Origin of the sequence: Micromonospora sp. RL09-050-HVF-A (genome assembly GCF_019374995.1) — a bacterium.
GTDB lineage: Bacteria > Actinomycetota > Actinomycetes > Mycobacteriales > Micromonosporaceae > Micromonospora > Micromonospora antibiotica.
Genome location: NZ_JAGKQP010000002.1, coordinates 2,299,439 through 2,318,341, shown reverse-complemented (window position 1 = coordinate 2,318,341; position 18,903 = coordinate 2,299,439). Strand labels below are relative to the sequence as shown.

At 73.5% G+C, this 18,903-nt stretch carries 19 protein-coding genes; 11 read left to right on the top strand and 8 right to left on the bottom strand.

All coding sequences use genetic code 11. The features are described 5' to 3' along the window. Positions 1–79 precede the first annotated feature (79 nt). Complete coding sequence (asnB, locus tag J7462_RS09845) at positions 80–2,041, top strand: asparagine synthase (glutamine-hydrolyzing) (protein ID WP_208570933.1); 1,962 nt, start codon at positions 80–82, stop codon at positions 2,039–2,041. Positions 2,042–2,140: 99 nt separating this feature from the next. Here the strand turns inward: asnB and J7462_RS09840 are convergent, their stop codons facing one another. Next, the gene (locus J7462_RS09840; protein WP_219463669.1) at positions 2,141–3,271 is read right to left on the bottom strand and encodes a lytic polysaccharide monooxygenase; all 1,131 of its coding nucleotides are present in this window, start codon (positions 3,269–3,271) and stop codon (positions 2,141–2,143) included. A 338-nt stretch (positions 3,272–3,609) separates the two neighbouring features. Between J7462_RS09840 and J7462_RS09835 the strand changes: the two genes are divergently transcribed. Then, on the top strand, positions 3,610–4,542 hold the full coding sequence (locus tag J7462_RS09835; protein ID WP_219470196.1) for a carbohydrate kinase: 933 nt from the start codon (positions 3,610–3,612) through the stop codon (positions 4,540–4,542). Positions 4,543–4,632: 90 nt separating this feature from the next. On the opposite strand, the gene J7462_RS09830 is transcribed toward J7462_RS09835, so the two are convergent. Continuing rightward, positions 4,633–5,463, bottom strand: a complete 831-nt coding sequence (locus J7462_RS09830) for an MBL fold metallo-hydrolase (protein WP_219463666.1) — start codon at positions 5,461–5,463, stop codon at positions 4,633–4,635. Further along, positions 5,460–5,864, bottom strand: coding sequence for a thioesterase family protein (locus tag J7462_RS09825; RefSeq protein ID WP_208570936.1), 405 nt, complete (start codon positions 5,862–5,864; stop codon positions 5,460–5,462). Before J7462_RS09825 ends, J7462_RS09830 begins: the two co-directional genes overlap by 4 nt. A gap of 154 nt (positions 5,865–6,018) precedes the next feature. Between J7462_RS09825 and J7462_RS09820 the strand changes: the two genes are divergently transcribed. Continuing rightward, a complete protein-coding gene (locus J7462_RS09820; RefSeq protein WP_219463664.1) occupies positions 6,019–7,047 on the top strand; it encodes a phosphatase PAP2 family protein in 1,029 nt (342 codons plus the stop codon). Here J7462_RS09820 and J7462_RS09815 read toward each other — a convergent pair whose 3' ends face one another. The 3 genes from J7462_RS09815 to J7462_RS09805 all read right to left on the bottom strand — a co-directional run bounded on the left by J7462_RS09815 (position 7,048) and on the right by J7462_RS09805 (position 9,474). Further along, positions 7,048–8,466 carry a PH domain-containing protein gene (locus J7462_RS09815; protein ID WP_374197570.1) on the bottom strand — a complete coding sequence of 473 codons (1,419 nt, stop codon included), beginning with the start codon at positions 8,464–8,466 and terminating at the stop codon, positions 7,048–7,050. 262 nt (positions 8,467–8,728) lie between these two features. After that, on the bottom strand, positions 8,729–9,247 hold the full coding sequence (locus J7462_RS09810; RefSeq protein WP_308290849.1) for a PH domain-containing protein: 519 nt from the start codon (positions 9,245–9,247) through the stop codon (positions 8,729–8,731). Further along, positions 9,244–9,474, bottom strand: a complete 231-nt coding sequence (locus tag J7462_RS09805; RefSeq protein WP_219463660.1) for a hypothetical protein — start codon at positions 9,472–9,474, stop codon at positions 9,244–9,246. The genes J7462_RS09810 and J7462_RS09805 overlap by 4 nt, the downstream gene beginning before the upstream one ends. Positions 9,475–9,714: 240 nt before the next feature. Here J7462_RS09805 and J7462_RS09800 point away from each other — a divergent pair, with 240 nt between their 5' ends. The 3 genes from J7462_RS09800 to J7462_RS09790 are packed head-to-tail and all read left to right on the top strand — an operon-like array spanning position 9,715 to position 12,760. After that, positions 9,715–10,824 (top strand): MoxR family ATPase, encoded by a 1,110-nt coding sequence (locus tag J7462_RS09800; RefSeq protein WP_219463659.1) that lies wholly within the window; start codon positions 9,715–9,717, stop codon positions 10,822–10,824. Continuing rightward, positions 10,803–11,813, top strand: a complete 1,011-nt coding sequence (locus J7462_RS09795; protein WP_219470191.1) for a DUF58 domain-containing protein — start codon at positions 10,803–10,805, stop codon at positions 11,811–11,813. Before J7462_RS09800 ends, J7462_RS09795 begins: the two co-directional genes overlap by 22 nt. Next, positions 11,810–12,760, top strand: a complete 951-nt coding sequence (locus tag J7462_RS09790; protein ID WP_219463657.1) for a VWA domain-containing protein — start codon at positions 11,810–11,812, stop codon at positions 12,758–12,760. Before J7462_RS09795 ends, J7462_RS09790 begins: the two co-directional genes overlap by 4 nt. Positions 12,761–12,875: 115 nt before the next feature. On the opposite strand, the gene J7462_RS09785 is transcribed toward J7462_RS09790, so the two are convergent. Continuing rightward, positions 12,876–13,013, bottom strand: coding sequence for a hypothetical protein (locus tag J7462_RS09785; protein ID WP_219463656.1), 138 nt, complete (start codon positions 13,011–13,013; stop codon positions 12,876–12,878). 397 nt (positions 13,014–13,410) lie between these two features. Between J7462_RS09785 and fabG the strand changes: the two genes are divergently transcribed. The 4 genes from fabG to J7462_RS09765 all read left to right on the top strand — a co-directional run bounded on the left by fabG (position 13,411) and on the right by J7462_RS09765 (position 16,855). Beyond that, positions 13,411–14,115 carry a beta-ketoacyl-ACP reductase gene (fabG, locus tag J7462_RS09780; protein ID WP_208570880.1) on the top strand — a complete coding sequence of 235 codons (705 nt, stop codon included), beginning with the start codon at positions 13,411–13,413 and terminating at the stop codon, positions 14,113–14,115. A gap of 23 nt (positions 14,116–14,138) precedes the next feature. Further along, the gene (fabI, locus tag J7462_RS09775) at positions 14,139–14,906 is read left to right on the top strand and encodes an enoyl-ACP reductase FabI (protein WP_219463653.1); all 768 of its coding nucleotides are present in this window, start codon (positions 14,139–14,141) and stop codon (positions 14,904–14,906) included. Positions 14,907–15,001: 95 nt separating this feature from the next. Further along, entirely contained in the window at positions 15,002–16,033 is a 1,032-nt protein-coding gene (locus J7462_RS09770; RefSeq protein WP_219463652.1) for a ferrochelatase, read from the top strand. A gap of 42 nt (positions 16,034–16,075) precedes the next feature. Next, complete coding sequence (locus tag J7462_RS09765) at positions 16,076–16,855, top strand: HAD-IIA family hydrolase (protein WP_088645665.1); 780 nt, start codon at positions 16,076–16,078, stop codon at positions 16,853–16,855. Positions 16,856–17,023: 168 nt separating this feature from the next. Here J7462_RS09765 and J7462_RS09760 read toward each other — a convergent pair whose 3' ends face one another. Next, on the bottom strand, positions 17,024–17,818 hold the full coding sequence (locus J7462_RS09760; protein WP_208570883.1) for a hypothetical protein: 795 nt from the start codon (positions 17,816–17,818) through the stop codon (positions 17,024–17,026). A gap of 255 nt (positions 17,819–18,073) precedes the next feature. Here J7462_RS09760 and J7462_RS09755 point away from each other — a divergent pair, with 255 nt between their 5' ends. Further along, on the top strand, positions 18,074–18,886 hold the full coding sequence (locus J7462_RS09755) for a DUF3097 domain-containing protein (RefSeq protein WP_219463650.1): 813 nt from the start codon (positions 18,074–18,076) through the stop codon (positions 18,884–18,886). Positions 18,887–18,903: the final 17 nt, after the last annotated feature.

The window sequence follows — 18,903 nt, the reverse complement described above, 5'->3', positions numbered from 1 at the left end:
AGCGCCGTCCGCTTCGCGCGGAGGGACAGAGCCAGCGGTGCCGCACGACCGGAATGTGCCGCGTGGAAAGATGGCGACCATGTGCGGACTCCTGGCCTTCTTCAGCGCGAACGGCAACGCCGCCGCCCACCGCGACAACATCGCGGGGGCGTTGGAATGCCTGCACCACCGCGGACCGGACGAGACAGGGGTCGAGGTGGTCGGTGACGCCACCGGCCACTACGCCGACGGGGTGTTCGCCCACAAGCGGCTCGCCATCATCGACGTGGCGTCCAGCCACGAGCCGCTGCCCTACGCGGGCGGCCGCTACCTGCTGACCTTCAACGGCGAGATCTACAACTACATCGAGCTGCGCGAGGAGCTGGCCCGCAACTTCGGGGCCCAGTTCGCCACCGCCGGTGACGGCGAGGTGATCGTCGCCGGCTACCACTACTGGGGCGAGCAGGTGCTCACCCGGCTGCGCGGCATGTTCGCCTTCGTCATCTGGGACCGGCAGGAGCGTCGGGCGTTCGGCGCGCGGGACTACTTCGGCATCAAGCCGCTGCACTACCTGGAGACCGCCGACGGCCTCTACCTCGCCTCCGAGAAGAAGGCGCTGCTGCCCTTCGCGCACTCCTACTACCAGGGTGACGCCGGCATCGACACCGCCAACCTCAGCCACTACCTCACCCTCCAGTACGTTCCCGAGCCCGGCACCCTGCACCAGGGGATCAGCCGGATCGGCTCCGGGGAGTACCTGACCTGGTCGCCGGGGGGCCGGCTGGACGTGCGGCGCTGGTACCGGCCGGTGTTCCGGCCCGCCCCGGTCGCCGACGAGCAGCGGCTCTACCACGAGATCCGGGAGACGCTTCGGGAGAGCGTACGGATGCACATGCGCTCGGACGTGCCGGTCGGCTCGTTCCTGTCCAGCGGCATCGACTCGACCGCCGTGGTGGCCCTGGCCCGCGAGTTCAACCCCAACATCCTCACCTTCACCGTCGGCTACGACGTGCCCGGCTACTCCGAGATCGACGTGGCCCAGGACTCGGCCCGGCATCTCGACGTGACGACGATCCCGACCAAGATCGGGCCGCAGGACATGATCGACGCGCTGCCGAAGATCGTCTGGCACCTGGACGACCCGGTGGCCGACCCGGCGCTGGTGCCGCTCTACTTCGTCGCCAAGAAGGCCGCCGAGCACGTCACGGTGGTGCTCTCCGGCGAGGGCGCCGACGAGTTCTTCGGCGGTTACACCATCTACCGGGAGCCGCTCTCCCTCGGCACCGTCAACGGGCTGCCGGGCGGGGTGCAGAAGGGCCTGCGCGCGGTCTCCAAGGCGATCCCGCAGGGGGTCAAGGGCAAGAGCTTCCTGGAGCGCGGCACCACCCCGATCGAGCAGCGCTACTACGGCAACGCCCGGATGTTCACCGAGGAGGAGAAGCAGCACCTGCTGCGCCGCTACGACCCGTCGGTGCGTTACACCGACGTCACCGCCCCGATCTACGCCGAGTGCACCGAGCTGGACGACGTCACCAAGATGCAGTACGTCGACCTCTACACCTGGCTGCGCGGCGACATCCTGGTCAAGGCGGACCGGATCTCGATGTCGCACTCGCTGGAGGTGCGGGTGCCGTTCCTGGACCGGGCGGTCTTCGACGTGGCGGCCACCATCCCGGTCGACCTGAAGCTGCCGCCCCGTTCCGACGCCACCAAGTACGCCATGCGCCAGGCGTTGCAGGGCGTCGTGCCGCCGGCCATCGTCAACCGCAAGAAGCTGGGCTTCCCGACCCCCACCCGGGTCTGGCTGCGCGGCGAGATGTACGAGTGGGCCCGGCACGTGCTGTCCACCTCCGGTGCCGGCGACCTGATCGACCTGTCGTACGCGATGCGGCTGCTGGAGGAGCACAAGCGTGAGGAGGCGGACAACTCCCGCAAGGTGTGGACGGTGCTGATCTTCTGCATCTGGCACGCCATCTTCGTGGCCAAGACCCTCGACCCGGGCATCCAGCGCAACCAGTCGGCCCTGCTCACCAAGCCGGTGGTCGGCAGCATGGTCCGCTGACCCCGCCCCCGGTCCCGTCGCGACGGACACCGGGCCCGGACGGACCGGAGGCCCCCACCCGACGGGTGGGGGCCTCCGGTGTGTGCGTTCAGCGTCGGATCACCGGCCGGAGCAGGAGACCGTCGGCAGTCCGTTGGTGCCGGTGCTGCTCGCCGTGAAGCCGAACGTGGTCGTCTTCTCCGGCGCGATCGAGCCGTTGTACGCGGCGTTGGTGACGGTCACCGTCGACCCGCTGGTGCTCAGCGAGCCGTTCCAGACCTGCGAGATCACCTGACCGTTGGGCCAGGTCCAGCTCGCCGCCCAGCCCCCGTACGTGCGGGTGCTGTGGTTCATGATGGTGACCTCACCCTGGAAGCCGCCGTTCCAGGCGCTGACCACCTTGTAGACCGCCATGCAGTCGCTGTTGCCCGGCGGCGGGGTGGTGGTCGGCGGCGGCGGGGTCGTGGTCGGCGGCGGCGGGGTGGTGGTCGGCGGCGGGGTGGTCGGCGGGGGCGTGGTCGGCGGCGGGGTGGTCGGGTTGTTGCCGCTGCCGACCCCGGTCACCTGACCGTTGCCACCGTCGAAGGTGACGTCCGAGCAGCCGAAGAAGTTCTCCTGGCTGTCCGAGCGGACCCAGCGGGAGTAGATGATGTGCCGGCCGGACTTGCCCGACGGCAGGTTCCCGCTGAAGTAGTAGTGCCCCTCGTTGGTGCCCGACGCGCCCCGCTGGGGCGGGTTGGTCACCGTGAGGAACGGCTCCTCCAGGTCACTCCAGGCCAGCGGCCGGGTCGGGCTCCAGCTGTCCTTCGTCACATAGAAGTAGAAGGTGCCCGGGTGGTGCGCCCAGTTGCTGTACTTGAAGTCCAGCCGGGCACCGGACGTCAGGTGGGTCAGCGGCCAGTCGGTACGGGCCAGGTCGTACCCGGCGAAACCGGTGTTGCCGCCGCTGCACAGCTTGCCGTCGGGGATGAAGCCGACGGTGCGGCCACCGGCGTCGGAGCGGAGCACGCTGAACCAGTTGTAGAGGGAGTTGGTGCCGCTCTGGGCGACGGCGGCGGAGCAGGCCGGGTTGTTCGGCCGGATCTCGCCGGTGGGGCTCAGGCCGTCCTGCCAGCACAGGTAGGTCCGGCTGCCCGGAACGATCGGCGTGCCGTGTGCGGCGGCCGGTTCGGGCTGCACCGTCAGGGCGACGGCCCCGAAGGCGAGGGTGGCGGCCGCGGTGAACAACGCGGCCGTACGGGAACGAAGCACGAGCTTCTCCTGATCCGCGGGGTGGCGCGAACGCCCGCCCCGCACAAGGTGAGGGATGCGTCGGTCGCGGCTCTGGCCGGCGGCCCGACAGGGGCCGACGGGCGCGTGCCGTCGGCGGTCCGTGCCCACGGACCGGTGCCTCTCGCGTCAGACCCCAGCTGATCGCCGAGCGGGTGCGGCAGCCCTCCGCGCCGGCCCGGCACCCCAATACCATCACGCCCGGACGAACCACGCAATAGTCGTTGCTCGATGGGTGGGATCTGGTTGCCCGGCCGGCCCCGATCGGCATGGACCGTTGTGCCAGCCTGGTAGCCGACGACGACGCGCTGGGAGGCGACGTGGGGTACGCGGTGGTGCTCGGTGAGGCGCTGATCGACCTGTTGGACGCCGAGTCCGAGGGGCAGCCGGTGTTCCGGCAGGCGATCGGCGGCGGCCCGCTCAACGTCGCCGTCGGGGTGGCCCGGCTCGGCGGCACCGCCGAGTTCGTCGGCTCCCTCGGCGACGACGTGCTCGCCGGCCGCATCCGCGCCTTCCTGGCCGACGCCGGGGTCGGGCTGACCGGCGCGGTCACCGTGCCCGCACCCACCACGCTGGCGGTCACCACCCACACCGGGGCCGAGCCGGACTTCCGCTTCTACGGCGAACCACCGTCGTACGGCCTGCTCGCCGCCGACGACCTCGACGGGGCGCTGATCGAGGGCGCGGACGTGCTCTACTGCGGCTCGATCGTGCTGCTGCGCCCACCGACTCTCGCCGCCGCCCGGCGGGCCTGGTCGCTCGCGCCCGGCCTGCGGGTCTTCGACCCCAACGTCCGGCCCCGGCTGCTGTCCGGCCCGGCGGAACTGGCCGGCCTGCGCCAGGTGGTGGTGGAGTTCGCCGCCTCGGCGCACCTGGTGAAGCTCAGCAGCGCCGACGCCGCCCTCCTCTGGCCCGACGAGCCGGTCGAGGGGGTCGCCGCGTACCTGCGGGAGGTGGGCGCGGGCACGGTGGTGGTGACCCTCGGCGCGGACGGTGCCCTGGTCGCCGCCGGTCCCGACCCGGTCCGGGTGCCCGCGCCGAAGGTCCAGGCGGTGGACGCCACCGGCGCGGGCGACTCGGTGATGGCCGCGCTCATCGCCGAGTTGCTGGCCGACGGCGAACCGACCGAGCCGACCGGCTGGCACCGGCGGGTGGCGTTCGCCCTGCGGGTCGCCGGCCTGGTCTGCGAGTCACCCGGCGGTGCGGTCGCCATGCCCACCCGGGACGCGGTACGCCGCCGCTTCACCGACTGAGCGCCGCCCACCCGGTCACCGCAGCGACCGGGTCGACGGTCGGGCACGGCGTGGTGCCAGTTCGTCCGGCCGTCCGCGGCGGCCGGTGACTCAGGGCGTGCCGTCGAGTTCCCGGTAGCCCCGGCGGGCGGCGACCAGGCCGGGTCGGGCACCGAACGGGGAGCCGGCGGCCACCCGCTCCGGCGGGGCGTCGCCGGTGTGCGCGGCCCGGATCAGCCAGGCCAGCTCGACCAGTTGGGCGTGCTGGGCCCGGACGAACTCCACGTCCACCGGCGTGCCGTGGCCCGGCACCACCACCGTCGCGGGCGTGGTCATCCGCAGCAGGTCGGCCACGGCGTCCGGCCACTGCAACGGGTAGGACTCCTCGAAGGCCGGCGGCCCGGACTGCTCCACCAGATCCCCGGCGACCAGCACGTCGGCATCCGGCACGTGTACCACCAGATCCCCGTCGGTGTGCCCGTGCCCCGGGTGCCGCAGCACCACCCGCCGGCCGCCGACGTCCAGCACGGTCTCGGTGTGCACGGTGTGCGTCGGGGCCAGCAGGGTCGTCCCGGCCAGCTCGGCGGCGAGCCCGGGATGCTCCGCCCGCATCTCCTCGTACGCCGCCCGGCGCAGCTGGTCCGGCCGGTCCCGCAGTGCGGCGGCGGCCACCTCGTGCGCGTACACCGGGCGGGGTGGGTCGGCGGCGAGCGTCGCGTTGCCGAAGCAGTGGTCGAAGTGGTGGTGGGTGTTGACCAGCGTCCACGGGTGCGGGGTGACGGCCCGCGCCGCGGCGGCCAGCTCGGCGGCCTGACCGGCGGTGGACAGGGTGTCCACCAGCAGCGCCGCGCCGTCGCCGACCACCAGCGTGACGTTGACGTCGAGCAGCGGTTCCCGCAGCACGTGGACCCGGTCGGCGATCTCCACGAACCGGTTCGTCATGACACCCGCGCCGCCCGCTCGACGAACCGTTGCCGGTCGACCAGCGCCCGCTCCACCCGGCCCGACGCCACCGTCGTGTCGCCGTCGGTCACCGTCACCTCGAACAGCAGCCGCCGCCCGTCGGCCTCGACCAGCCGGGCGTGGGCCACCACGGTCCGCCCGACCGGGGTGGCGGCCAGGTGTGCCAGCTCGACCCGGACCCCGACCGTGGTCCGGCCGGTGGGCATCCGGGGTGCCGTCGCGGCCACCGTGGCGGCCTCGGCGAGGGCCAGCACCCGGGGGGTGGCCAGCACCGGCACGTCACCGGAGCCGACGGCCCGCGCGGTGTCGGCGTCGGCGACGGTCAGCTCCACCCGGGCGGTCAGCCCCGGCGGGAACGGTGCGTCCGGCTGTTCCAGCATGGGGTCAGCCTAGTGGTCGGGCCCCCGCTGCCGGCCGGGACATCGGCGGCCGGCCGGGTGCTTCCGCCGCCGTCGGCGGGCTCCCGTGCCCGGTGGTCACCCGACAGGTGGTCGGCGGTGGTCGATGCGTCGCCCACCGTTAACCTTGACCGCGATGGCCGTTGTGACTGAGCCCCCGCCCCCCGTCCCGTCCGGGTCCGTCGGCGCGTCCGCCGGTGGACGCCGCCGCGTGATCGCGATGTCCGTCTGGGCCGTCGCCTTCGTGGTGACCTGGCTGGCCATCGGCCTGCCCACCGACCCGGCGTACGCCTTCCTGTGGATCTGGGCCGGCACCGTCGCCTGGAACTGGGGCCGGCCCTGGCGCAGCCACCTGCGGTTCGCCCGGGACTGGATCCCGGTGGTGCTGCTGCTCGCCTTCTACAACCTCTCCCGGGGGTTCGCCGACAACGGCCGCACCCCGCACGCCTACGAGCTGATCGTCGCCGACCGGTTGATGTTCGGCTGGGCGACCGGGGGCGAGGTGCCGACGGTCTGGCTCCAGCAGCACCTCTACCGCCCCGACGTGCGCTGGTGGGACGTGGTGGTCAGCTGGGTCTACTTCTCCCACTTCGTGGTGACGCTGGCCGCCGCCGCGGTGCTCTGGCTGCGCAGCCGGGCACGGTGGGCGGCGTATATGCGGCGGTGGGGTTTCCTCTGCGCGGCCGGCCTGGTCACCTACTTCGTCTATCCGGCCGCTCCGCCGTGGTGGGCGGCGCAGAACGGTCTGCTCACCGAGGTCGCCCGGATCTCCACCCGGGGGTGGAAGGAGTTCGGGATGCACGGCGCGGGCAACCTGCTCAACGCCGGGCAGATCGCCTCCAACCCGGTCGCCGCGATGCCGTCGCTGCACACCGCCTGGGCGTTGTTCGTGGTGTTGTTCTTCCTGCGCTCGACCCGGCGGCGCTGGTGGCCGCTGCTGCTGGCCTACCCGCTGGCGATGACCTTCACCCTGGTCTACAGCGGTGAGCACTACGTCATCGACGTCCTGGTGGGCTGGGCGTACGTGGGGGTGACGTTCCTGGTCGTGGGGCTGGCCGAGCGGGCCTGGCGGGCCCGCCAGGCCCGTCGTGCCGGCTCCACCGCCGCGGCGTCACCCGACGACGCTGCGGTCGCCGTCACCCCGGCCGGGTCCGCCCGGCGCTGATCAGCGGGCGCGGCGGGCGGCGTGGGCCCGGGCGGTCAGCTCCGCGGCGAGCGCCCACGCCTGGGCCAGGTCCCGGTCGTACGCGGCGGCACCCGACCCACCGGCGGTGTCGACGTGCACGGTCGCCAGCCGCAACCGCCGCTGCGCTGGCCCCTGCACCACCCGCACGCTCTGGATGCGGGCGTACGGCACCAACGCCAACTGCCGGGTGAGCAGACCGGACCGGACGGCGAACACCCGCTCGTGCAGCCCCGCGCCGAGCGCCCGGGCGCTGAGCGGGCGCAGCCAGCGGGCCCGCTGCGGTGGCGGGGTCAACGGCAGCGCGTCCAGCCGCACCCCGGGCAGCACCTCGTCGACGATCATCGTGCCGACGGCCAGGTCGCCGACGGGGAGCAGCCGGTCGGGCCGGTTGCGGTCGTCGGTCTCGCCGCCGGAGTAGCCGGCGACCTCCAGCCGCAGCCGCAGCCAGCCCTTCATCCGCCAGAGCAGCGGCCAGGTCACCACGACGGTCTGCACCCGTTCCAGCGGCACGGTCTGCATCCGGGTCTCCAGCAGCCCGTTGTGGATGCGCAGCCGGTCGGATTCGCGGGCCAGGCGGAAGCTCCAGTCGTCGAGGACCCGGCGGACCGGTTGCAGCAGCACGCCGGCCATCGCGGTGAGGGTGCTGGCGACCGCGATGAACGACCAGGAGCCCTCGGACAGGAACTGCGCCACCACGAAGGCCACCCCGACCGGGAGCAGGAACGCCTGCGGGGTGAGGAGTTGGCTGACCAGCAGGTCGGTGTTGCTCACCGCGTGCAGCGGCCGGCCCGCCGGCTCCCGCTCGGTCGGCGTGGTGGCGTCCACCTCCGGGTCGCCGGGCGTCGGCGGGACCGCCCCGGTGGTCTCCTGGTCCGGGGTGCCGGCGGCCACGGCGAGCAGCCGCTGCCGCAGCCGGGCCGCGTCGGCCACCGAGAGGTACGCCAGCGGCGCCTCGGTCTTACCGCCGCCGACCACCTCCAGGCGCAGCTCGGCCAGGCCGGTGAGCTGTGCCAGCAGCGGGCGGACCACCTCCACGGCCTGTAGGCGTTCCAGCGGGATCGCCCGGGTGCGCCGCCACAGCAGACCCTCGTGCACCCGCAGTTCCCGCCCGACGATGTGGTAACCGGTGTTGTACCAGCTGACCACCGCCAGTACGGTCGCGCCCAGGGCGAGTACCGCCACCAGCACGGCGAACCAGCCGAAGCCGACCCGGGACAGGGTCGACCAGGACAGGCCGGCGATCACCACGAACAGGGACTTCGCCCCCTGCAACACCGGGCTCAGCGGGTGCAGCCGTTGCCGGGGCGGCGCATCGGCGGCCGTCGCGCCCGGACCGGTCGGCCCCGGCTGGTCGGCATCTGGACCAGTGACGGGTCCCGCCGGCGCGGGGGACTCCAGACGGTCCGGGACGGTCGCCACCTGCGGGGCGGCGACCCCGCCCGGCGCGGGCGGGCCGCCGGCACCGCTGGGCCCGCCGGCACCGCTGGGCCCGACGGCACCGCTGGGCCCGACGGTGCCGCTCGGTGCGATGGTGAATGGTCCGACGGTGCCGGTGGGCCGGATGGTGAACGGTCGGACAGTGCTGGTGGGTCAGACGGTGTGGGCCTGGTGGGCGTCGGGTCGGCGGGACGGGCCGCGCCGGGGCCAGGGTGGCCGTCGGTCACAGCCCCTCCGCCCGGTCCTCACCGAGGGCGGTGAGCCGGTCGCGCAGCCGGGACGCCTCGGCCGGCCGCAGGCCGGGCACCCGGGCGTCGGTGGCCGCCGCGGCGGTGTGCAACTGCACGGTGGCCAGGTCGAAGGCGCGTTCCAGTGGGCCGGCGCTGACGTCGACGAACTGCATCCGCGAATACGGCACGATGGACAACCGGCGGACCAGCAACCCGTGCCGGACCAGCAGGTCGTCGTCGCGTTCGGCGTACCCCCAGGCGTGTACGCCCCGGACGATCGTCACCGCCCGCCAGCCGCCGCCGAGCAGCACCACGGCGCAGCCCGCGCCGAACAGCCAGTGCCCCTGCAGCGCCCAGCCCACCGCCAGCCCGACCAGCAGCACCACCAGGCCCAGTGCCAGGCGGAGCAGTTCGACCCAGATCAGGTCGGTCGAGATCGGCTGCCAGCGGACGGTGTCCGGCCAGGGTTCCAGGGCGCTCACCGGGGACTGGGGTGGCTCGGCAGCGTTCACGCTTCGAGGGTATGCGATGTGGGGAGCCCGGCGACCTCCCGGAGGAACCCCCGGGCGTCGAGAAAGTCGCCGAGACTGCCCCGGTGGGCCGGGCAGGCGAGCCAGGTCTTGCGCCGGTCGGGGGTGTGCAGTCGGGGATTGTTCCAGCGCAACGCCCAGGTGGCGGGCGCGCGACACCCCCGCGACGAACAGACGGGGGCCTCGTCGGTGGGGGTGGGATCGGTCACCAGGGAAGTGTAGGCACGCCTGGGCCGGAGGTTTGAGCGCCGGGCGGCCACGGGGGGAGCCGCCCGGCGACGGGGTGAATCGTACACGCGGCAGACCCCTTCGTGTCCACCCTCGTTCAGCGATTCGGTGATCGGGACGGCGTGGCGGAAATCGGGTTCTCCCCACCTCGGCTCTCAGCCGGGCATGCGAGTCTTGTTACCGCACCACGCCACGACGACCGATCATGCTGTGGAGGACCGGTGGCCCAGCCGACCACGCCCGACGCCCCGACCCCGAACGGGACGGCCCCCGAGACACCTGCGGTGGTGACCACTCCCGCCCAGGACGCCACCCTGCTGGAGCGGGCGCTGTTCGAGATCAAACGGGTGATCGTCGGGCAGGACCGGATGGTGGAGCGGATGTTCGTGGCGCTCCTGGCCCGGGGGCACTGCCTGCTGGAGGGTGTGCCGGGGGTGGCCAAGACCCTCGCGGTGGAGACCCTGGCCCGGGTGGTGGGTGGGGAGTTCGCCCGGGTGCAGTTCACCCCGGACCTGGTGCCGGCCGACATCATGGGCACCCGGATCTACCGGCAGTCGAGTGAGAAGTTCGACGTCGAGCTGGGCCCGGTCTTCGTCAACTTCCTGCTCGCCGACGAGATCAACCGGGCCCCGGCCAAGGTGCAGTCGGCACTGCTGGAGGTGATGAGCGAACGGCAGGTCTCCATCGGCGGCCAGACCCACCGGGTGCCCGACCCGTTCCTGGTGATGGCCACCCAGAACCCGATCGAGCAGGAGGGCGTCTATCCGTTGCCGGAGGCGCAACGGGACCGCTTCCTGATGAAGATCGTCGTCGGGTACCCCACCGACGCCGAGGAGCGGGAGATCGTCTACCGGATGGGGGTCGCCGCGCCCGTGCCGGCGCAGGTCTTCACCGCCGACGACCTGCTCGCCCTGCAACGCAAGGCCGACCAGGTCTTCGTGCACAACGCGTTGGTCGACTACGCCGTCCGGCTGGTGCTGGCCACCCGCAGCCCCGCCGAGCACGGGATGCCCGACGTGGCCCGGCTGATCCAGTACGGGGCCAGCCCACGCGCCTCGCTCGGCCTGATCCGGGCCACCCGGGCGCTGGCACTGCTGCGCGGCCGGGACTACGCGTTGCCGCAGGACGTCCAGGACATCGCGCCGGACATCCTGCGCCACCGGCTGGTGCTCAGCTATGACGCGCTGGCCGACGACGTGCCCGCCGACCACGTGGTGCACCGGGTGATGTCGACCATCCCGATGCCCTCGGTGGCGCCCCGTCAGCAGGCGTCCGCGCCGCCGCCGGTCAGCGGCCCGCCGGCCGCCGGCTGGCCCGGGCAGCGCCCGTGACCGCACCGGTACGCCCGGCCGACGCCGGTGGGGAGCGCAACGAGGCGGTGCTGTCCCGGCTGCAACTGCTGGTGACCCGCAAACTCGACGGACTGCTCCAGGGCGACTATGCGGGTCTGCTGCCGGGGCCGGGCAGCGAGGCGGGGGAGTCGCGCGAGTACCGCCCCGGCGACGACGTACGCCGGATGGACTGGCCGGTGACCGCCCGGACCACCACCCCGCACGTGCGGCGTACGGTGGCGGACCGGGAGTTGGAGACGTGGCTGGCGGTGGACCTGTCGGCGAGCCTGGACTTCGGCACCGGCCGGTGGCTCAAGCGGGACGTGGTGGTCGCCGCGACGGCCGCGCTGACCCACCTGACCGTGCGCGGCGGCAACCGGATCGGCGCGGTGATCGGCACCGGGGCCCCGCCGCCGGCCCCGCCCACCCGTCGGTGGCGCTCCGCCCCACCACCGGAGCCCACCGGGCCGGGGACGCTGACCCGGGTGCCGGCCCGCTCCGGCCGGCGGGAGGCGCAGGCGTTGCTGCGCGCGGTGGCGCACACCCCGCTGCGTCCCGGGCGCGGTGACCTGGGGGCGCTGATCGACCTGCTCAACCGGCCGCCGCGCCGCCGGGGCCTGGCCGTGGTGATCTCGGACTTCCTCGCACCGCCCGCGCAGTGGGGCCGGCCGATGCGTAAGCTGCGGGTCCGGCACGACGTGCTGGCCATCGAGGTGGTCGACCCGCGCGAGCTGGAGTTGCCCGACGTGGGGGTGCTGCCGGTGGTGGACCCGGAGACCGGGGAGCTGCACGAGGTGCAGACCGCCGATCCGCAGCTGCGCCGCCGTTACGCGGAGGCGGCCGCCGCCCAGCGCGGCGCGATCGCCACCGAGCTGCGCGCCGCCGGTGCCGGGCACCTGGTGTTGCGTACCGACCGAGACTGGCTGCTGGACATGGTGCGATTCGTGGCCGCCCAGCGGCACGCCCGCACCCGGGGGACGACGCGATGATCCGTTTCATGCAACCGTGGTGGCTGCTGACGCTGGTGCCGGTGCTGGCCCTGGCCGCGGCCTACGTCTGGCGGCAGCGCCACCGCCGGGCGTACGCGATGCGGTTCACCAACGTGGACCTGCTGCGGACCCTCGCGCCGAAGGGGTTGGGGTGGCGGCGGCACGTGGCGGCGACCGTGCTGCTGCTGGCGATGGTGGCGCTGGCCACCGGGATGGCCCGGCCGGCGATCGACACCCGGGAGCCGTTGGAGCGGGCCACCGTGATGCTCGCCATCGACGTGTCGCTGTCCATGCAGGCCGACGACGTGTCGCCGAACCGGTTGGAGGCCGCGCAGGAGGCGGCGAAGCAGTTCGTCGGTGAGTTGCCGGCCAGCTACAACCTGGGGTTGGTCTCCTTCGCCAAGGCGGCGAACGTGCTGGTGGCCCCCACGAAGGACCGGGCGGTGGTGACGGCGGCGATCGACGGGCTGACCCTGGCCGAGGCGACCGCCACCGGTGAGGCGGTCTTCACCTGCCTGGAGGCGATCCGGTCGGTGCCGGCCGACGGTGCGGCCGGCATTCCGCCGGCCCGGATCGTGCTGCTCTCCGACGGGTTCCGCACCTCGGGCCGGTCGGTGGAGGAGGCCGCGGCGGCGGCGCAGGCGGCGAACGTGCCGGTGTCCACCATCGCGTTCGGCACCGACTCGGGGCAGGTCGACATCGGTGGTCAGTTGCAGCGGGTGCCGGTGGACCGGCTGGCGCTGGCCCAGCTCGCCGAGACCACCGAGGGTTACTTCTACGAGGCGGCCTCGGTGGCCGAGCTGAAGCAGGTCTACCAGGACATGGGCTCGTCGATCGGGTTCCGCACCGAGCCCCGCGAGATCACCCAGTGGTACGCGGGGGTGGCGTTGCTGCTGGTGCTCTGCGCGGGCGGGTTGAGCCTGCTGTGGACGTCCCGGATGCTGTGACGCCCGGCTGGACGTCCGGGGTGTGGTGTGGCGGTTGGCGGACGTCCCGAGGTGCGGTGACCCGGTCCGGGGTGTCCCTCCGGGGTGTGCGGGTCGGCGCGACGGCCGGTGGTGGTCAGTGACCGCCGCCGGCCAGTACGAACACGACGGCCACCCAGACGGCGGCGAGGGTGAAGCTCAGCGGGGCGACGTAGCGGCTCATGAACGGCTCCGGTGGCGACGGGGCGGTCCGCGGGGGCGGGGCGGACCGCAAAGGGTTGAACGGGGCGCACACGCGAAGTCGTGACCGGGCTGCTCCACCGGGGCGTCCCGACGCGGGACGGCACCACCGACCGGTCTGTGGCCGGGACCGCAGACGGGAGGTGCGGGGAGCGGGAGCTGGGTCAGCTCGACCGACTGAGTCGTGGCTCAGCGGGGCTGACGGAGGGCCCGGCCACGACTGGGAGGATCGCTATCTCGCACAGCGATCACCTCCTGCGGTCGGCGGGCCCGGAAACGCGAGTCGCATTCGGCTCGCGGACGACGATGATCGTACAACGGGGACTGCGCGAACGCGTACTCGGCCGGCCGCCGGTGGCGGACCGTTAGCGGTTACCTGTCGGTAACGCCTAGGCTCCGACCGGAATGATCAGTGGAAACGAGGGGGGACAGTGGCCCGTACCGTGCTGGTGACCGGCGGCAACCGGGGAATCGGACTGGCCATCGCGCAGTCCTTCGCCAAGCAGGGCGACCGGGTGGCGGTCACCCACCGCAGCGGCGACGCGCCGGAGGGACTGTTCGGGGTCCGGTGCGACGTCACCGACTCGGCCTCCGTCGACGCCGCCTTCGCCGCGGTCGAGGCCGAGCTCGGCCCGGTCGAGGTGCTGGTCGCCAACGCCGGCATCACCGACGACACGCTGCTGATGCGGATGTCCGAGGAGCAGTTCACCGGGGTGCTCGACACCAACCTGACCGGCGCCTTCCGGTGCGCCAAGCGGGCCTCGTCCAAGATGCTCCGGGCCAAGTGGGGCCGGATGATCTTCATCTCGTCGGTGATCGGCCTCTACGGCGGCGCCGGCCAGGTCAACTACGCCGCCAGCAAGGCCGGCCTGGTGGGGGTGGCCCGCTCGATCACCCGGGAACTGGGCAGCCGCAACATCACCGCGAACGTGGTCGCCCCGGGCTTCATCGACACCGAGATGACGGCCAAGCTGCCCGAGGAGCGCCGCACCGAGTACCGCAAGGTCATCCCGGCCGGGCGGTTCGCCGCGCCGGACGAGGTCGCCGGGGTGGTCACCTGGCTCGCCTCGGACGCCGCCGGCTACATCTCCGGTGCCGTCATCCCGGTCGACGGCGGCCTCGGCATGGGTCACTGAGAACGTACGGAGGAAGCCAACACATGTCAGGACTGCTCGCCGGTAAGCGGCTGCTGGTCACCGGCGTCATCACCGACGCCTCGATCGCCTTCTCGGTGGCGAAGATCGCCCAGGAGAACGGCGCCCAGGTCGTGCTCACCGGCTACGGCCGGCTCTCGCTGGTCGAGCGGATCGCCCGCCGGCTGCCCCAGCCCGCACCGATCATCGAGCTGGACGTGACCAGCCCGGAGCATCTCGCCGGTCTGGCCGACCGGGTACGCGAGCACGTCGACGGACTCGACGGGGTGGTCCACTCGATCGGCTTCGCCCCGCAGAGCTGCCTCGGCGGCGGCTTCCTCGACGCCTCCTGGGAGGACGTGGCGACCGCCCTGCACGTCTCCACGTACTCCTACAAGTCGCTGGCCATGGCGGCGCTGCCGCTGATGTCGCCGGGCGGTGCGGTGGTCGGGCTCACCTTCGACGCCACCAAGGCCTGGCCGGTCTACGACTGGATGGGCGTGGCCAAGGCCGGGCTGGAGTCCGCCTCCCGCTACCTCGCGCTGCACCTCGGCAAGCAGGGCATCCGCAGCAACCTGGTCGCCGCCGGGCCGCTGCGCACCATGGCGGCGAAGTCGATCCCCGGCTTCGAGCAGTTCGAGCAGGCCTGGACCGAGCGTGCCCCACTCGGCTGGAGCCTCACCGACCAGGAGCCGGCCGCCCGCGCCTGCCTGGCGCTGATGTCGGACTGGTTCCCGGCCACCACCGGCGAGATCGTCCACGTCGACGGTGGCTACCACGCCCTCGGCGCCTGACCCGCCCGCAGGGGCCCCGGACCGGGGCCCCTGCGGCACGCCCGCGACCAGGGGGCGTCGTCGGGCCGTCTTCGGCCGCGGGGGAGAATGACCCCATGTCGTACGACGCATTGGTGCTGGTCTCCTTCGGTGGCCCGGAGCGGCCCGAGGACGTGCTGCCCTTCCTGGAGAACGTGACCCGGGGGCGGGGGGTGCCGCCCGAGCGGCTGGCCGAGGTCGCCGAGCACTACCTGCACTTCGGCGGGGTCTCCCCGATCAACCAGCAGTGCCGCGAACTGCTCGCCGCGATCCGGGCTGACCTCGCCGCGCACGACGTCGACCTGCCGGTCTACTGGGGCAACCGGAACTGGGACCCGATGCTCGCCGACACCGTGGCGCAGATGCGTGACGACGGGATCACCCGGGCGCTGGCGTTCGTCACCAGCGCGTACGGCGGCTACTCGTCGTGCCGGCAGTACCAGGAGGACATCGCCGCCGCGCGGGCCGCCGTCGGCCCGGACGCCCCGGTGATCGACAAGCTGCGGCAGTTCTGGGACCACCCGGGCTTCGTCGAGCCGCACGCCGACGCGGTGCGTTCGGCGCTGGCCCAGCTCGACCCGGCCCGGCGGGACACCACCCGGCTGGTCTTCACCGCGCACTCCATCCCCACCTCGGCGGCGGCCACCGCCGGCCCGCACGGCGGCCGGTACACCGCGCAGCTGGCGGAGACCGCCCGGCTGGTGCACGCCGCCGCCGCACCCGACCTGCCCTACGACCTGGTCTGGCAGAGCCGTTCCGGCCCGCCCCAGGTGCCGTGGCTGGAGCCGGACGTCAACGACCACCTGACCGCCCTCGCCGGGCAGGGGGTGACCGGGGTGGTGGTCAGCCCGATCGGGTTCGTCTCCGACCACCTGGAGGTGGTCTGGGACCTCGACACCGAGGCGTTGGAGACGGCCAAGCAGCTCGGTCTGGACTTCGTCCGGGCGGGCACCCCCGGCACCGACCCGAGGTTCGTTTCGATGGTGCGCGAACTGGTGGCCGAACGCACCACGCCCGACGGGCCGGCGACCCGCCGTCGCCTCGGTGAGCTGCCGATGTGGGACAGCTGCCCGACCCCGTGCTGCGTGCCGGCCGCCCGCCGACCCTGATGCCGACGACCCACCCTCCCCGACACCCCCTTGGGACGACAGATGCTTGACCGCAAACCGGTGCAGAGCTGGCTCACCGACATGGACGGCGTGCTGGTGCACGAGGGCCAGCCGGTGCCCGGCGCCCCGGAGTTCGTCAACCGGCTCCGGTCCTCCGGCAAGCCCTTCCTGGTGCTCACCAACAACTCCATCTACACCCCGCGCGACCTCCAGGCCCGGCTCACCCGGATGGGCTTCGAGGTGCCCGAGGAGGCGATCTGGACGGCGGCGCTGGCCACCGCCCAGTTCCTCGCCGACCAGCGGCCGGGCGGCACCGCGTACGTGATCGGCGAGGCGGGGCTGACCACCGCGCTGCACGCCGTCGGTTACGTGCTGACCGACTTCGCCCCGGACTACGTGGTGCTGGGGGAGACCCGCACCTACAGCTTCGAGGCGATCACCAAGGCGGTCCGGCTGATCAACGACGGGGCCCGGTTCATCTGCACCAACCCGGACGTCACCGGCCCGTCGGTGGAGGGTGCGCTGCCCGCCGCCGGGTCGGTCGCCGCGATGATCTCGAAGGCGACCGGGGTGGAGCCGTACTTCGTCGGCAAGCCCAACCCGATGATGATGCGTTCGGCGTTGAACACCATCAACGCCCACTCGGAGAGCACCGCGATGATCGGCGACCGGATGGACACCGACATCCTGTGCGGCCTGGAGGCGGGACTGGAGACGATCCTGGTGCTCACCGGGATCAGCACCCGGGCGGAGACGGAACGCTACCCGTACCGGCCGTCGCGCATCGTCGACTCGGTGCTGGACCTGATCGACGAGATCTGAGCCGTACCGTTCCGGCGCGATCCGGTCCGGGTGCGGGCGGCGTCCCGGCCGGCGGGCATGGCGTCCCGGCGCGGACGGCTCGGCCCTGCATACGGCGCGGTGCGGGCGGCCCGGCCTGGTGTGCGGCGCGGTGCGGGCGGCCCGGCCCGGTGTGCGCGGCGGGTGCGGTCAGGGGCGCAGCGGGGCGTTGCAGGCGGCGACCAGCGCCTGCCTACAGGCGGTGGTGAGCGGGCGCAGGGCGGCGTCGCGCTGCTGGGCCTCGTGGTTGTTGATCGCTCCGCCGGGCGCGCTCTCCCCGGCCAGCGCGAGGACCCGGTCGAGGACGGCGGCGCGGGCGAACAGCCGCCGGGAGCGCGGGTCGAACCCGGGCGGCAGGTCGGTGGCACCGTCCGGGCGGCGCAGCGCGGCGAGCGCCCCGGCCAGCTCGGGCCGCCACTGGGCCACGTCGAGGCGGGTCAGCGCGGCGGTGGACTCGGCCAGCGCGGTGGCCAGCTCCGCCTCCGCCTCGGCCGCTCCGGGCGCGGTCAGCGACGCCTTCGGCGCGTCGGCCGGCAGCGGGTAGACCCGCCACAGCACCGTCTCCCAGGTCATCCCGGAGCCGGAGGTGTGGGTGCGCACCTCGGGGATCAGCCCGAGCCCACCGGCCACCACGGCCTCCCCGGCCAGCAGCGCGGCCCCGGCGAAGTCGCCTGGACCGGGCAGCCCCCGCGGGTCGCCCGGTGCCGGCAGCACCAGGCGGATCTCGTCGGGGGAGAGCTTGGCCAACGTCGGTAGGGCGTCGCGTAGCGGCACGTCCCGCCAGGTGCCCGGCGCGTCGGCGACCAGGTGCTCCTCGTCACCGGCGACCGACTCGGCCACCTCGTCGAAGGGCACCAGGCCGGCCCGCCAGGCGCGTACCCAGGCCACGAAACGGCTCGACCGGCGCGCGGCGAGGGTGGCCGCGCCCGTTGCGGGGGAGGACATGCCGAAAGGGTACGTGCTCCCCGCCGCCCCTGTCTCGACTGCCGGATCGTGGGTCCCACGGCCCACCCACCGGTGCAGGTGGCGGCCCGCACGGGCGGCACGTCGGTCCGGGGCGGTTAACACGTCGGTCCGGGGCGGTCGGCACGTCGGCCCGCGCGGACGGCGGTCGGACGGGGCGCGTCGGTCCGGGTGGGCGGCACGTCGGACGGGCGCGTCGGGAGGTGCCGGAGCGCGCCGGAGGTTAGCGTGATCGACATGGCGGGGCGATACGGCGAGGACGTGCTGGCGGGCGACTGGCGGCGACGGAAGGTCACCCCCGAGGTCGACGCCGAGGTGGATCTCGTGGTGGAGGACGCCGACTCCGGGTTCTGCGGCGCGGTGGTGGGGTTCGAGTCGGGGGCGGTGGTGCTGGAGGACCGGCACGGCCGGCGGCGTGTCTTCCCGCTGCTGCCCGCCGCGTTCCTGCTCGACGGGGCACCGGTGACCCTGCGCCGGCCGGTACGCCCCGTGGTGCCCGCCGCCCGCCGCCGCACCGCCTCCGGATCGATCGCCGTGGCCGACGTCCGGGCGCGGGTGGCCAAGGCCAGCCGGATCTGGGTCGAGGGCGTGCACGACGCCGCCCTGGTGGAGCGGATCTGGGGCGACGACCTGCGGGTCGAGGGCGTGGTGGTGGAGCCGTTGGACGGCATCGACGCCCTCGACGCCGAGGTACGCGACTTCGCCCCCGGCCCCGGCCGCCGGTTGGGGGTGCTCGTCGACCACCTGGTGCCCGGCTCCAAGGAGAGCCGGATCGTGGCCCGGGTGGACTCCCCGCACGTGCTGGTCACCGGGCACCCGTACGTCGACGTGTGGCAGGCGGTCAAGCCGGCCGCGCTGGGCATCCGGGCCTGGCCGGTGGTGCCGCCGGGCCGGCCGTGGAAGGAGGGCGTCTGTGCGGCCCTCGGGGTGGCCGAGCCGGCCGACATGTGGCGGCGCATCCTGTCCCGGGTGGACAGTTTCGCCGACGTGGAGACGCCGCTGATCAACGCGATGGAACGCCTGATCGACTTCGTCACCGAACCCGGCTGACACCCGCCGCCGCCGGC

Coding starts and splice junctions, on each gene's coding strand:
- asnB (WP_208570933.1), top strand. CDS start 80: ATGTGCGGACTCCTGGCCTTCTTCAGCGCGAACGGCAACGCCGCCGCC.
- J7462_RS09830 (WP_219463666.1), bottom strand. CDS start 5,463: ATGACGAACCGGTTCGTGGAGATCGCCGACCGGGTCCACGTGCTGCGG.
- J7462_RS09825 (WP_208570936.1), bottom strand. CDS start 5,864: ATGCTGGAACAGCCGGACGCACCGTTCCCGCCGGGGCTGACCGCCCGG.
- J7462_RS09820 (WP_219463664.1), top strand. CDS start 6,019: ATGGCCGTTGTGACTGAGCCCCCGCCCCCCGTCCCGTCCGGGTCCGTC.
- J7462_RS09790 (WP_219463657.1), top strand. CDS start 11,810: ATGATCCGTTTCATGCAACCGTGGTGGCTGCTGACGCTGGTGCCGGTG.
- fabI (WP_219463653.1), top strand. CDS start 14,139: ATGTCAGGACTGCTCGCCGGTAAGCGGCTGCTGGTCACCGGCGTCATC.
- J7462_RS09770 (WP_219463652.1), top strand. CDS start 15,002: ATGTCGTACGACGCATTGGTGCTGGTCTCCTTCGGTGGCCCGGAGCGG.
- J7462_RS09765 (WP_088645665.1), top strand. CDS start 16,076: ATGCTTGACCGCAAACCGGTGCAGAGCTGGCTCACCGACATGGACGGC.
- J7462_RS09760 (WP_208570883.1), bottom strand. CDS start 17,818: ATGTCCTCCCCCGCAACGGGCGCGGCCACCCTCGCCGCGCGCCGGTCG.
- J7462_RS09755 (WP_219463650.1), top strand. CDS start 18,074: ATGGCGGGGCGATACGGCGAGGACGTGCTGGCGGGCGACTGGCGGCGA.